We start from the raw sequence: 14014 nt of genomic DNA, 5'->3' as shown, positions 1-14014 counted from the left end.
CAGTTGATGCAAATGCGTCGGATGTACCGGCCATTCGCGAATGAATTCGCTCCTACAGGTTCTCGGTTCGGGCCGATTTCATGGGTCAAAGCGGGCTCGACGTTGTCAACATCCATTCCAGCGTCTCCCGCAGCGATGGCGTCTGCCACCCGGGCACTAGCGCGCGCAGGCGGGAATTGTCGCCACACAAACTGCGGACCTCGTTCTTGCGCACGAACGCCGGGTTAACTTGGATCAGCACATCGTGCCCGGTAATGTCGCCGCACAACCCCAGCACTTCGCGCAACGAATGCGCCTCGCCCGAACTGATGTTCACCACTTGCCCCACGGGATGCGCGTCGAGCAGGCCCCGGTACGCGGCCACCAGCGCGCGCACGTCACTGAAATCCCGCCACACATCCAGATTGCCCAGCTCGATGGTTGCGGCCTTGCGCCGGAAGTGGCTGACGATCTTGGGCAGCAGGAAGTTCTCTGCCTGGCCGACGCCGGTGTAGTTGAAGGGGCGGGTGATCACGATGGGCAGGCGGTCGAACCACAGCCGCGCCATCAGCTCCATCGAGTACTTGCTCACCGCGTAATCATTGGCTGGCGCGGGCGGCGTGTCCTCGTTCAACAACCCCGACGAGCCATTCCCGTAAACGTTGGCGCTGCTGGCGAGCAACACGCACTCGGGTGTTTTCCCGCTCTGTTCGATGGCTTCCAGCAGATGGCGGGTGCCCATCAGGTTGACCTGATAAAACGCATCGGCCCCGCCATGCCCGACAAAGGCCACCGCCGCCAGATGCACGACGATGTCCGGTTGCAGCTGGCGCAGGACAGCGTTCAGGCGCGCGCGGTCGAGCAGATCGGCCTGATGATAATTGGCCCCATCGCCGGGCTGGCTGCCGATGCCCACCACCTCGGCGCCATGCCCGCTCAGCTCGGCAGCCATATAGCGGCCCGTGAACCCCTGAACGCCAGTAATCAGAACCCGCTTGCCGGCAATGCCCATCAGAATGAGAAACCCTTTTCGTTACGTTGGATGTCCGCTTGCACCATCATGCGGCAGAGTTCTTCGAGGGGGGTGCGGGCTTCCCAGTTCAGCACGCGCTTGGCTTTTTCAGGGTTGCCGATCAGCAGGTCGACTTCGCTGGGGCGGTAGAATTTCGGGTTGATCCCCACCAGCGCCTTGCCGGTTGCCGCGTCAAAACCCTGTTCGGCCTCACCCTTGCCGCGCCATTCGATGGCGATGTCCACCGCCCTGAACGCCATGGTCACGAAGTCGCGAACGGTTTCGGTGCGATTGGTGGCCAGCACGAAGGTGTCCGGGGTGTCGATCTGCAACATGCTCCACATGCCTTCGACGTACTCCTTGGCAAAGCCCCAGTCTCGGCGTGCGTCGAGGTTGCCGAGTTCGAGCCGGTCGAGCCGGCCCATCTGGATCTTCACCACCGAATCGGTGATCTTCCGCGTCACGAATTCGCGCCCGCGCAGGGGCGACTCGTGATTGAACAGGATCCCGCTGGCGGCAAAGATCCCGTACGACTCACGGTAGTTGATGGTCATCCAGTGCGCGTACAGCTTGGCCACGCCATAGGGGCTGCGAGGGTAGAACGGCGTGTCTTCATCCTGCGGCACCGCCTGCACCTTGCCGAACATCTCGGACGTGGAGGCCTGGTAATAGCGGATCTTCGGGTCGACGATGCGAATCGCTTCCAGCAGGTTGACCGCGCCGATGCCGGTGATTTGCGCCGTGGTGATGGGTTGGTCGAACGACACACCGACAAAACTCTGCGCCGCTAGGTTGTAGATCTCCCCGGCCTCGGTGTTCTGCAGCAGACGAATGGTCGCGGCGAGGTCGGTCAGGTCATACTCGACCAAGTGCAGATTGGGGTGATTGGCAACGCCCAGCTCCTCGATACGCCAGAAATTCACTGAGCTGGTACGCCGATAGGTGCCGTATACGGTGTAGCCCTTTGCAAGCAGCAGCGCCGAGAGGTAAGCACCATCCTGTCCAGTGATGCCGGTAACAATTGCTTTCATGGGGAAGCCTCTGAAGTTTTCTCAAGTGTCGTTGCAGCACGGGCAGTTGAAATAACTACAGCTGAAAGTCATTACCGCGACCGAAGCCTGTGTACTTTAGCGTGCTTTGAGGGGGTTGCCGCAGGCACGCAGTGAGTTGGACCAGCCAAGCAAGAATTGATCCCGTGAGCGGGGCGAAGATGGCGAAGAATAATTAAAACGATCGTTTGTTTTGTTGCGACAACCTGTGGACCCCAGAGAATGCGCGGGCCCGGGTTGGGTCGGGAGAAGTAATTATTTTATCGGGCGCACAAACTTTCTATGTAAAATCGGTGTTTTGGCGGTCAGAAATGATCTGCCACCTTAAATGGTGGCAAAATAATGTCGTTATTTGGCGCTACAGATCGACCATTGTTCTCATGGATCGGACGGTGTCAGCAATGCCTCGTCAGGCCCTTCAAGGTAGAAAACTCTTGTGAAGATTCTAGTTACAGGCGGTGCGGGTTTCATTGGTTCTGCAGTAGTACGTCACATCATTTCCAACACCGCTGACGCGGTGGTCAACGTCGACAAACTGACCTACGCAGGCAACCTCGAGTCGCTGCAGAGCGTCGCGCAAAGCGAGCGCTACGCGTTCGAACACGTCGACATCTGCGACCGCGAAGCGCTCGACCGCGTGTTCCGCGAGCACCAGCCCGACGCCGTGATGCACCTGGCAGCCGAATCCCACGTCGACCGCTCCATCAGTGGCCCGTCGGAGTTCATCCAGACCAACATCATCGGCACCTACGCGCTGCTCGAAGCCGCCCGTGGCTACTGGTCGTCGCTGGACGACTCGCGCAAGGCCGCCTTCCGCTTCCATCACATTTCCACCGACGAAGTGTATGGCGACCTCGAAGGCCCGGAAGACCTCTTCACCGAAACCACGCCCTACCAGCCAAGCTCGCCGTACTCGGCCAGCAAGGCCAGCTCCGATCACCTGGTTCGCGCCTGGGCCCGCACCTACGGCCTGCCGACGCTGGTGACCAACTGCTCGAACAACTACGGCCCGTTCCACTTCCCCGAGAAGCTGATCCCGCTGGTGATCCTCAACGCGCTGGAAGGCAAGCCGCTGCCGATCTACGGCAAGGGCGACCAGATCCGCGACTGGCTGTTCGTCGAGGACCACGCCCGGGCGCTGTACAAGGTCGTGACTGAAGGCGTGGTGGGCGAGACCTACAACATCGGCGGCCACAACGAGAAACAGAACATCGAAGTGGTGCGCACGGTGTGTGCGTTGCTCGACGAGCTGCGCCCTGATTCGAAATTCCGTCCTCACGTTGAATTACTGACCTACGTGCAGGATCGCCCGGGCCATGACCTGCGCTACGCCATCGACGCCAGCAAGATCCAGCGCGAACTGGGCTGGGTGCCAGAAGAGACCTTCGAATCCGGCATCCGCAAGACCGTGCAGTGGTACCTCGACAACCCTGAGTGGGTCGCTCACGTCAAAAGCGGCAGCTACCAGCAGTGGATCGACAAGAACTACGCAGCCCGCGCGGACAAAGCATGAAAATCCTTCTGCTTGGGAAAAACGGCCAGGTCGGCTGGGAGCTGCAGCGCGCGCTCAGCGTAGTGGGCGAAGTCATTGCCCTCGATCGTCATCCTGCCGACACCGCCTACGGCACGCTGGCAGGCGACCTCTCGAACCTGGACGGCCTGCGCGATGCCATTCGGGCCGTCGCGCCAGCCGTCATCGTTAACGCTGCGGCCTACACGGCCGTCGACAAGGCCGAGACCGAGCGCGAACTGGCGCACCGGGTCAATGCACTGGCCAGTGGCGTCATGGCCGAAGAGGCCAAGGCCCTCGATGCGCTGTTGGTCCATTACTCGACCGATTACGTGTTCGACGGCACAGGTACCGAGCCCTGGAAAGAGACCGATCAGGTCGCCCCGGTCAACTATTACGGCGCCACCAAGCTGGAAGGCGAGCAGCTGATCGTGGCCTCCGGCTGCAAGCACCTGATCTTCCGCACCAGCTGGGTGTACGCAGCGCGCGGCAACAACTTTGCCAAGACCATGGTGCGCCTGGCCCGTGATCGCCAGACCCTGAGCGTGATCGCTGACCAGATCGGCGTACCCACTGGCGCCGACCTGCTGGCCGACGTCGCGGTCGCTGCCCTGCAGCAAACGCTGGTCGACCCTCGCAAGTGCGGGATCTACCACCTGGCACCCGCCGGCGAAACCTCCTGGCATGCCTATGCCAGCTACGTCATCGAGTTCGCGAAGGCGAAAGGCGAGGCGTTGGCCGTGGAAACGATTAACCCGATCCCCACCACCGACTACCCGACACCTGCCAGCCGCCCGCTGAACTCTCGCCTTGCGACGCAAAAGCTGCGTCGCGCCTTCGCTGTACACTTGCCGGATTGGCAAAGTGGTGTAACCCGAATGCTTATGGAAGCTCTGAACAAGTGAACACGACCAATCGCAAGGGAATCATTCTGGCTGGCGGTTCCGGGACGCGTCTGCACCCGCTGACACTCGGCGTCTCCAAGCAAATGCTGCCGATCTACGACAAGCCGATGATTTTCTACCCGCTGTCGGTATTGATGCTCGCCGGCATGCGCGAAATCCTGATCATCTCCACCCCGGACGACCTGCCGGCATTCCGCAAGTTGCTAGGCGATGGAAGCCAGTACGGCATCCAACTGAGCTACGCCGAACAACCAAGCCCGGATGGCCTGGCGCAGGCGTTCATCATTGGTGAAGAGTTCATTGGCAACGACCCTTGCTGTCTGATCCTGGGCGACAACATTTTCTATGGTCAGCACTTCTCCGATAACCTGCGCGCGGCGTGCAACCAGACTGAAGGCGCCACCGTTTTCGGCTACCACGTCAACGATCCCGAGCGTTTCGGCGTCGTCGAATTCGATGCCCAAGGTCGCGCCCTGAGCATCGAAGAAAAGCCCGCCAAACCGAAGTCCAGCTACGCCGTGACCGGTTTGTACTTCTACGACAACCAGGTCGTCGAGATCGCAAAAAACATCAAGCCATCGGCCCGTGGCGAACTGGAAATCACCGATGTGAACCGCGTCTACCTCGAGCAGAAGAACCTGACCGTTCAGATGCTGGGCCGCGGCTTCGCCTGGCTGGACAGCGGAACCCACGAATCGCTGCTCGAAGCCAGCCAGTTCGTACACACCATCGAGCAGCGTCAGGGTTGGAAGGTGGCGTGCCTGGAAGAGATCGCGTACGTCAACAAGTGGATCACTGCAGAACAGGTGGCTTCGCAGGCTGAAAAACTGAAGAAAACCAGCTACGGCCAGTATCTGCAGAAAATGCTGGACCAGGGTCACGTCTGATTCAGCCCCGCACGCCAGTCAGGATCACCGACAACATGTCATCCGATTTTCCCAAGGTTGCCGTGTTGTTGGCGGCCTACAACGGCAAGGCCTGGATAGAGGAGCAGCTAGCCTCTATCCTCGCGCAAACCGGCGTTAACCTGAGCATCTATATCAGCGTCGACCCTTCGACCGATGGCACCGAAGCCTTGTGTGCGGAATACGCACTGCGTCATGCAAACGTGGTTCTGTTACCCCCTGCCGGCCCTTTCAAAGGCGCTGCACGCAACTTTTTCCGCCTCATCCGCGATGTCGACTTCAGCACCTACGACTTCGTGTCTTTTTCCGACCAGGATGACATCTGGTACCCCGACAAGCTGCAACGCGCTGTCGCCAAGCTGCGTTCGGATGACATTGACGGTTACTCAAGCAATGTTATTGCCTTCTGGCCCAATGGTAGGCGGATGCTTGTCGACAAAGCTCAGCCTCAGGTGAAGTGGGACTATCTGTTTGAGGCCGCTGGGCCTGGATGTACTTATGTTTTAAACACGGTGCTTGCCGAGTCGTTCAAGTTGTTCTTGTTGCGTGAGTGGGGAAGGGTACAAAACGTTTCGCTCCATGATTGGCTCTGCTATGCATTTGCGCGCAGTCAGGGATTCCGCTGGTTTATTGATCCTGCGCCGAGCATGGACTACAGGCAGCACGCCAATAATCAGATAGGCGTGAATGCGGGTAGGTCATCTGCGAAGGCCCGGTGGGCACGAATTGCCGATGGGTGGTGGTTCGACCAGATTCGCTTGATATCGTCGCTGCTGAATATAAGGAAAATGACCTTTCTACAAGCGCCTTCCTTGGGCCGGCTGGCAACGTTGAGGCTGGCGCTGATGTCGTTCAAATTGAGACGCCGATGGCGTGACCGTTTTGCGCTCATCGTAATCTGTATTGTGAAAATGGGTACCGGCCATTAAACGTCAAGGTGTGTGTAAGACCGACGTTATATTTTGTTGAGTACGATGGCAATAAACAGTCCAATGTTGCCGATCAATGTTTGGCGGTAAATGCCAGTGCGTTTCATGAGGGGCAGTCTGGTAAAAAAGGGGCTGGAACGGGCTCGAATGAAATTATCAAGTTTTGTCTGGTTTTGTGCGGACAGCTTGTTTTTAAGCGTGCTCAGGACGTTAATGTTTTGATCGGTCCAGGCTCTGAAACGCCCAGAGAACCCACGTTGTAATCTTGTTATCTTTAATCGGAATCCGGATTGGCTACCGATCAAGTTGTGGGCATGCTGACGATAATCCAGCGTTGGTGTTGGGTCATAATGTACAAAACCCTCCGATCCGGTCACTATCATATAGATCAGCCAGTCATGAGCGACAATTGATAAGTTGTGGTAATCAATATTCAGCAGTTCCCGCGTTCGTTGGTTAATAACCATCGTGTTTGCGCCAGCGATACTTTGAACCAGTGAGTTTGAAAATCCAAACGGCATCCTGTAAAGAGGTGATTGCCCGAGGGTGCCTCCTGTTTCATTGATCAGGCGAGTCCGGGAGCAGTACATGGCGGCACGGTCTGAAGGTGCTGTGGCGAGGCGAGCCAAGCTTCGAGCAAGCTTGTCGTCATGCCAAATATCATCCTGATCGCAAAAAGCGTAATAGTCTGCCTGAATGTCAGGTCGCGTTAGTAATGAAATAAAATTCTTGGCAAAACCGCGTCTCGGTCCCTCGAAAATCTGAACTTTGCCTACGGGCGAAGTTTTTTGAAATTCACTAATCAGCGTTAGCGTGCTGTCTGACGATCCATCATCAGAGATGTAAAGTGTCCAGTTTTTGTGTGTTTGGCGTTGGAGGGACTCTAATTGCTGAAGTAGATGTTTTTCGCCGTTATAAGAGCACAGCAATATTGCAACGTTGAAATTGTCTGTTTTAGCTCCAGTGGTTGCATCCATACATTCTGTTCGCTGTTCAGTCATTTTTATGTTGCCAGTCGGTCTTCTGTAGAGCTAAGTTTTTCGAAAACAGCGCTGAGTATATCAAGGCGTCGAATAAATGGAAGTGACGACCTTTGCGCCGTTTCACCGGTGTGTCAAAGTCGTCGCCGTATCGGTGCCGGTCGAGGCTGAGCGTGATAAACTGCCCGACAATCATCGGTTTCAGGCAAGCCAGCAATTTTTTGTACGGCTGCCTGCCTGGCCAGAAGTACATCAGCGTGGGCGATGGTGATGAGGCCTGCGAGCCGTGAAGCGCTACCTACTTAGAGTGCGTGATATTTCAGTATTAGAGGTGATGTTGTGAGCTATACCCGTACCGCCATTCCAGAAGTCGTGATTTTTGAACCGAAAGTTTTTGGTGACGCCAGAGGTTCTTTTTTTGAAAGTTTCAACCAGCGCCATTTCGAAGAAGTGGTCGGGTATGAAGTGAGCTTCGTTCAGGATAACCATTCGGTCTCCTCTCAGAACGTACTTCGCGGCCTCCATTATCAGATCAAACAACCACAGGGAAAGCTTGTACGTGTCGTGCAGGGGGAGGTGTTTGATGTTGCCGTCGATATCCGCAAGAGCTCTCCGACATACAAAAAATGGGTGGGGATTCATTTAAGCGCTGAAAACAAGAAGCAGCTCTGGGTGCCGGCAGGGTTCGCCCATGGTTTTATCGTATTGTCTGAAACGGCAGAGTTTTTGTATAAGACCACCGATTATTACGCCCCCGCGTACGAGCGGTGCATTGTGTGGAACGATGAGGAGCTTGGGATCGATTGGCCGGCCTCGCGCGACCCAATTCTTTCGCCTAAAGACGCGCTAGGGATGATCTTGCGTGACGCAGAAGTCTTCGACTGATCCGACCTGTAATCACCCGTCTTGCGGCCTGCATCTCATCGATGCGGGCCGTTTTCGTTTAAGCCATTCGGTGGCGCATCAATGACTCATAGGCTGTCTGCCAACGGCCAGTTTGAGTAGTTGCAGGGCTCTCGAAATTTTGGATAGCCCATTGCGCAGCGTGCCTTTACTTGACGCGGTGATTGCGTAGAACGGGGGTGAGAAGCGTACGTCTTGCCAGATTTCAGTGAGCGTTGGTTTCCAGTTCTCCAATGAGGTGCTGGAAAGTTGGCTGATGAGAGAGGGGCGGACATGACCCTGCTCAACCTCACGCTTCAGTTGCTCTTTGGTAATGAAGCCTCGTTCAAGCGCTCGCCCGAGGCAAGCGATCCAGAGATGCCCGTTTGGATTCTGTAACGAAACCCAAGGCTGGGTATTCATGTCGGTGTAATGCAGCAGGCACGTGTGATCGCGCTCGAAGTGCTCAAGTGAGTTCCATTTCTCGGGAAGGGAATAGGAGACGGATCGAGCAACTTTCATGTCAAACATGAGCGTCTGATAGTTGAGAGCACCGCTGTCCAGTTGGCCCACGATGTCCTCGATTTTCCAGTGCAGTTGAGCGCAGTCGAGCAGCACAACGCTGAACTGCGAACGCCGTTCCCCCGCGGCGCTGCCCACGGTCTGCAAGTCGCTGCCGTTGAACGGACTATTCCAGAGACCATTGATGTCTTGGAACACCTGCATATCGGCGTCCATATAGATCGCCTTGCCTCGGAAGCCGCAGAGTTCAGGAATCAGGAAACGCTGGAAGGAAAATGGCGTTCGTGCCCGGTTTGCCGGGTCTTTGGGAACAGGGATAGTGCGCGAGTGGGTATAGATGGCCGATAACTCCACCGGCAGTTCGGTCTGCTCGCGAATCGAGAATTCCAGAACCTTCATCGGCAGCCATTCGGCGGGCGTGGCCGCCACGAAGATGCGAACCGGATCCTGGTGATTGGATGTATCTGGCATTGTCTCTTCCATAACGGTCATTCCGAGGCATCAGTTCTGGTTGCAGACACCGGAGGCCTCCAGTTTTTGATCCAGTGTCGCACGCCGGATCACGGGTTCCAGCACATTGCCGTTCTTGACCTCGGCGGTGCCTTGCTCCAGCGCGAGCATCATCAGCGTACTGCCTTTGCAGGTGCCCAGGTGGTCCTCATCACTGAACAGCGACCAATCCTGCATGAGGCCAGTCTCGGGTGTATCCAGGTCGATGAACGGAATACTGTACTTTTCTGAAATGCGCTTCAGATCCCGTACGTGTTCGGCGAGTCCGAACTGCTTCTGAAAGTTGTAGAGATCAGAGCGTACGGGGGGCTGATAGAACACGACTTGGATGCCGTGGGCCTGACCCCATTTTGCAAAAACATCGAAAAGTCCGTCCCACGGCGCGTTGGCTGGAATATCGCGTAAGCGCTGGACCTTGATGTGGTCATTTTTGATTTCCGGAAGCAATCGGTTCGCGGGTGTCGTAAATGGAAGCGTATCTGCTCGCTCTCCTCGCGAGTTAAGCGTTTTCAAGAAGGGATCGTTCTTTGCTTGTACTACCTTGTCTGAGTCGGAAATCAACGATGAGAACCGCAGATGGCTGCGGTATTGCATCATTACTGGCTTCCAGCTCGTTTTCTTCTGAGTCAATCGTTTCTCGGCACCGGCAAAGACGTCAGCACATCCAGGGGTGTCGTCTTTTTCGGCGCACAGAGGTTCCAGTGACAGCAACAGGGGGAGATACTTCAAGTGATCCGCTTCTACGATGAAGCGCCCAGGTCTTCTGAGTAACAGTGACGTCTCTACGTACATAGTTTTCAGGTTGGGGAAGCGCAAGCGAAGAATTTCCGCCTGCAAGACCAGACCGTAGGATATTTCGTTGTAGCTGTTTCCGGCTCCCACAACCCTGCCCTCAATCCCGAGATGGCTAGGTTGAAGAATTTTGCTGCGAGAGGTCCCCACATAGCCCGCAACAACCTCGTTCGGTGTTGGATAGTGGCTGAATAGCGCAACGTTCTGGGCGATCATCTGGTTACCCAGCTCGCGATCAGAAATTGCCAAGTCTGGCAATTGAGCCATGAGTTCAGGTACGGATTCGTTATAACTTTCTTCCTTGTTGAAATGGTTTCGAACTGCCATTTCAGCACCCAGAAAGCCTACGCCGATCAAGCCCAACGTCAAGGCGTAGAGTTTTACTAGCTTCCGACGGGTAAGCTTGTCGCTCTTAGAATTGAAAATATATGAAGTCATTGCCGTCTACATAATAGATGTAAGAGAACACAGCCAGTACCATGAACGTCATCGCACAATAGGCGGCCCTCAGGTTTGTGATATCGAAGTGGTACGTGGTCCGGTGTACCAGCCACTGTAGTGGCAGGTAGATCAGTAATAGCTCATAGAAAACCGGCGCGATTCGGGTCTGGCCCCAACCTGACGCGACAGTAAGAATTGTACTGATGGTGATAAAGGCTGAATGCGTGTCTGATGCACGGAAAAAAATCCAAGCAGAAAATACTACCGTCATTGTCAATAACCAGGAAACGCCGGGTAGTGCGAAGAGCTTCTTGACAGCATTCTGCGAAGATAGCTTGTCGAAAAGGCGCTGTACAGCCAGTGCCGCGCCGTGAATGGCGCCCCAGATGATAAAATTCCAGCTGGCACCGTGCCACAGTCCGCCGAGCAGCATGGTAAGGAAAAGGTTGCGAAGCGTTCTCCATTCCGCAGCCGTTCTTGAACCTCCCAATGCGATATATAGGTAGTCTCGTAACCAACTGCTCAGCGTGATGTGCCAACGACGCCAGAAATCCCTGATCGACAAAGAAGAATAGGGGGCGTTGAAGTTATACGGCAGCACGTAGCCAAAAAGCAGGGCTGCGCCTAGGGCCATTAGAGAATAGCCCCAAAAGTCGCAAAGAATCTGCACACCGAATCCGATGACCGACATCAGGTTGTCTAGCCCAGAATAGTGTGCCGGATCTTTGAATATCACATTAATAAAGGGAGCCAGGCCATCCGCGATCCCACACTTGAGTGCCAAACCCGCAACGAAGTAGTACAGGCCGTTGTAAATAAGAGAGAGGTCGAGCACCTGCCTGATTTTGATCTGCGGCATGAATTGCGCGGCCCGACAAATGGGGCCGGCGATTAGGTGAGGGAAGAACAACACAAAGATCGCGAAGACGACAGGGTCCCGCTCATGCTGAAACTTACCAGTATAGATATCAACGTGATATGAAATCAGTTCGAACACGTAGAACGAAATGCCTAGAGGCAGAATAATTTTCAGTAAGCCAATTTCATAATTTGGGTCATACAGTTGCCCTATTGCCTGGATGTTTTCCAGGAAAAAGTTCATGTATTTAAAGTAACACAGCAACAAGAGGTTCAACACGCAGGCGGCGATAATCCATGTTCGGCCGCGGGTCGAAGCGATGCGTGAGGCGATCAACCAGTTTATTGCGATGATACAGGTCAGCATTAGTCCAAATGCCTTGCTCCAGCTGAAATAAAAGTAGAGACTGGAGATCAGTACAACCCATTGCCTGCCCCTTAGCCATGGGCACAACCAGTAGCACGCTAGAGTTGCAGACAATAGGGCCACATATTCTAGAGAGTTGAAAAGCATACGTATCTTAATCCTTGTGTGTCCGTCATGCAATTTCCCAGGCGATCGATGAGAATATAGCGAATATGGTTATAGGTGTGTCTGTTTTAATACCTTGGCTACGACATTCTGCACCTGCTGCTGCAGTCTTGCCTCTGAAAAATTAACTTCACAAAAATGTTGTGCGGTTTTAAGTGTTTCGGATCTAAGGGCTTTGTCTGCTAACAGATTATTTATAGCGTCGTACCAATTTTCTTTGACGAGAATGCCTCCGCCGTTAGGAATGACTAAATTGTAAACAGAGATGTCGGAAGCGATTACAGGTATGCCCGCCGCTGTGTATTCGACAAATTTCGTCGCCGATTTGCATAAATTGAATGGTTCATTTGCGAGGGGAGCTATGCCGAGTTCCCAGTTCAGTTCAGTAAGGGTTTTCAAAAAACCAGTGTATGATTGATTGACTCTATGGCTACGCACGCGATTTCCAAACCGCAACAGATCGGCAGGCATTTGTATAGTGCCGAATACTTCAAAATGTAGATCAGGGTTTTCGTCAAGCAGTCTCGCAATAGCTGGAACAGCTAGTCTCAAGTCCTGACTGTGTCCTTTAGACCCCATGTAGCCGAATGTGCGACGTTTGCCTGCTGCAATGACTGGCGTGTCCATGTGCAATCCCATATAGGGAGTATGCATCCCGCAATATACATCTTGGTGGGGGAATAGCCTTTTCAGGTGATTTGCTAAATGTTGAGTAGAGGTATAAATAAGACTCGCGTTTTTGAGCATATAGGCGCGTTCATCTATGACTTGCTCCGCCCCTTGGACTTTCTGAATTTCAGCACCTAACGATTCAGGGATTTCCAGCAAGTTATCATCAATGTGATAAATTACCGGAATTTCCTGCTGCTTGAAATAAGATAGTATGTCTTTTCCAAATGGCACGCCGTAACGAGTCATAATTACCACGTCAGGGCGAAAAGTTGAATGCCAACGCTTCCAGCAGCCGTAGCCAGCTTTCTTAACGACATTTTGTGATGCAACTGCGAAATTTACTTCGCCTTTTTTATGGAGTTCTTTAAGGGGGATGTCAAAGCATATGTAGTAAGTCGCATTGACGTGCTCTGTAAAAATCAAGATGTTTCGCGCGTTTGAGTTGTTCGAGTTGTAGATATCGAAGCCACAAGTCTCGAGTTTTGATTTTTTTTTGAACAGAGATCTCAGATTAGGGAGCATTAGTTTTGCTTCTCCCCTGCAGGCGAAGACTTCGTTGTCGATTGGCTACCCAAGTTTGATTCGTACTCTTTAATCACGCGTTGCCGCTCGCGCTTGGCTTCGTAGACTGCTTTGTGGGGGATGTAGCCAGCTAATTTATCGGACGCGGAGTTTTTTGCGTCCCACAGCCTATGAAGAAACTTAGGAACTATGTGGCGATACTTAATGTCTCTGATCAGTGAGGGACGGAAATACCCCAGATCGATTTCTTCCTTAATGGCTGATTCTTTGAGGGTTTTGTCTGAAAGCATACGGCGAACTTCTTCAAACCATAACCAAGCGAATTTGTTACCACACGCTGACCAGGGCTGGGTGTAAACATCAGTGTAATGAATTAGCCTTGTTTCGGAGTCCCAGTGCTCCAAACTATTCCATTCAAAAGGTACTCCATATTTGACATGCTCTTCGTTGAGTATGCAAAGTTCAAACATGAGTTGGTCGTAGTTGTATTGCCCTTCGTCCAGGCCTCTGACGATCTCATCGATATCCCAGTCTAAGTTTTCGCAATCCAAAAGCATGACTGCGCATTGCTTTTTGCGAGTTTTGGGCGCCCCGATCTTCTGGGTGGCATCGGTACTATGTTTTACCTCCTGTTGGATGATGATTTTTGCACCATCAAAAGGAAGGTTCCATAGTTCTCTAATATCGCGAAGTACCAGCATATCGGCATCCATGTAAATAGCTTTTCCCTTATAGCCATTAAGTTTGGGGATGCAGAATCGACTGAAAGAAAAACCTGTTCGTTGGCCGTTCCGAGGGTCTGCGGGGACAGGTACCGGCAAATCCAGCATCGGGATTACTTCAACGCGGGCCGTCGTATGGCGTTTAATGGAATACTCCAGCACGGGAACAGCCAACAGTTGGGACCGATCAACGCCTACGTAGACCCGGATGATTTCGTTATTGGACATTCCATTTCTCCTCTAGCAAGTATCTTAGCGTATCGTACCGTATGGTGAGGCGGGCGATGCGCCT

Annotated in this window: 14 protein-coding genes; 6 read left to right on the top strand and 8 right to left on the bottom strand. The window is 53.8% G+C overall.

Annotated features, from left to right (window positions below; translation table 11 throughout):
- Window positions 1–85 precede the first annotated feature (85 nt).
- Both AC1MEK_RS28505 and gmd read right to left on the bottom strand, forming a co-directional pair.
- Entirely contained in the window at window positions 86–991 is a 906-nt protein-coding gene (locus tag AC1MEK_RS28505; RefSeq protein ID WP_480399598.1) for a GDP-mannose 4,6-dehydratase, read from the bottom strand.
- Window positions 991–2022 (bottom strand): GDP-mannose 4,6-dehydratase, encoded by a 1032-nt coding sequence (gene gmd, locus AC1MEK_RS28500; RefSeq protein WP_480399597.1) that lies wholly within the window; start codon window positions 2020–2022, stop codon window positions 991–993. Before gmd ends, AC1MEK_RS28505 begins: the two co-directional genes overlap by 1 nt.
- Before the next feature lie 454 nt (window positions 2023–2476).
- Between gmd and rfbB the strand changes: the two genes are divergently transcribed.
- From rfbB to AC1MEK_RS28480, 4 genes are read left to right on the top strand one after another with little or no spacing between them, the layout of a single operon-like run.
- Window positions 2477–3553 carry a dTDP-glucose 4,6-dehydratase gene (rfbB, locus tag AC1MEK_RS28495; protein WP_480399596.1) on the top strand — a complete coding sequence of 359 codons (1077 nt, stop codon included), beginning with the start codon at window positions 2477–2479 and terminating at the stop codon, window positions 3551–3553.
- Complete coding sequence (gene rfbD / locus AC1MEK_RS28490; RefSeq protein ID WP_480399595.1) at window positions 3550–4455, top strand: dTDP-4-dehydrorhamnose reductase; 906 nt, start codon at window positions 3550–3552, stop codon at window positions 4453–4455. The genes rfbB and rfbD overlap by 4 nt, the downstream gene beginning before the upstream one ends.
- A complete protein-coding gene (gene rfbA, locus AC1MEK_RS28485) occupies window positions 4452–5342 on the top strand; it encodes a glucose-1-phosphate thymidylyltransferase RfbA (RefSeq protein ID WP_480399594.1) in 891 nt (296 codons plus the stop codon). Before rfbD ends, rfbA begins: the two co-directional genes overlap by 4 nt.
- Before the next feature lie 35 nt (window positions 5343–5377).
- Window positions 5378–6289, top strand: coding sequence for a glycosyltransferase family 2 protein (locus AC1MEK_RS28480; protein WP_480399593.1), 912 nt, complete (start codon window positions 5378–5380; stop codon window positions 6287–6289).
- Window positions 6290–6315: 26 nt separating this feature from the next.
- Here the strand turns inward: AC1MEK_RS28480 and AC1MEK_RS28475 are convergent, their stop codons facing one another.
- Entirely contained in the window at window positions 6316–7266 is a 951-nt protein-coding gene (locus tag AC1MEK_RS28475; RefSeq protein ID WP_480399592.1) for a glycosyltransferase family 2 protein, read from the bottom strand.
- Window positions 7267–7366: 100 nt separating this feature from the next.
- Here AC1MEK_RS28475 and AC1MEK_RS28470 point away from each other — a divergent pair, with 100 nt between their 5' ends.
- Together AC1MEK_RS28470 and rfbC are read left to right on the top strand one after the other, a co-directional pair.
- Entirely contained in the window at window positions 7367–7540 is a 174-nt protein-coding gene (locus AC1MEK_RS28470; protein WP_480399591.1) for a hypothetical protein, read from the top strand.
- 68 nt (window positions 7541–7608) lie between these two features.
- Window positions 7609–8154, top strand: coding sequence for a dTDP-4-dehydrorhamnose 3,5-epimerase (rfbC, locus tag AC1MEK_RS28465; protein WP_480399590.1), 546 nt, complete (start codon window positions 7609–7611; stop codon window positions 8152–8154).
- Between the two features lie 78 nt (window positions 8155–8232).
- On the opposite strand, the gene AC1MEK_RS28460 is transcribed toward rfbC, so the two are convergent.
- The 5 genes from AC1MEK_RS28460 to AC1MEK_RS28440 all read right to left on the bottom strand — a co-directional run bounded on the left by AC1MEK_RS28460 (window position 8233) and on the right by AC1MEK_RS28440 (window position 13950).
- Window positions 8233–9144: a glycosyltransferase gene (locus tag AC1MEK_RS28460; protein ID WP_480399589.1), complete on the bottom strand. Its 912-nt coding sequence runs from the start codon at window positions 9142–9144 to the stop codon at window positions 8233–8235.
- A gap of 30 nt (window positions 9145–9174) precedes the next feature.
- A complete protein-coding gene (locus AC1MEK_RS28455; protein ID WP_480399588.1) occupies window positions 9175–10413 on the bottom strand; it encodes a hypothetical protein in 1239 nt (412 codons plus the stop codon).
- Window positions 10388–11641, bottom strand: a complete 1254-nt coding sequence (locus AC1MEK_RS28450) for an MBOAT family O-acyltransferase (protein WP_480399587.1) — start codon at window positions 11639–11641, stop codon at window positions 10388–10390. The genes AC1MEK_RS28455 and AC1MEK_RS28450 overlap by 26 nt, the downstream gene beginning before the upstream one ends.
- A 216-nt stretch (window positions 11642–11857) precedes the next feature.
- Window positions 11858–13000: a glycosyltransferase family 4 protein gene (locus tag AC1MEK_RS28445; protein ID WP_480399586.1), complete on the bottom strand. Its 1143-nt coding sequence runs from the start codon at window positions 12998–13000 to the stop codon at window positions 11858–11860.
- Entirely contained in the window at window positions 13000–13950 is a 951-nt protein-coding gene (locus AC1MEK_RS28440) for a glycosyltransferase (RefSeq protein WP_480399585.1), read from the bottom strand. The genes AC1MEK_RS28445 and AC1MEK_RS28440 overlap by 1 nt, the downstream gene beginning before the upstream one ends.
- Window positions 13951–14014: the final 64 nt, after the last annotated feature.

It is taken from the genome of Pseudomonas sp. 2 (assembly GCF_056627435.1).
The sequence above is the reverse complement of the archived record's forward strand: the minus strand, read 5'-3'. Positions and strand labels throughout refer to the sequence as shown.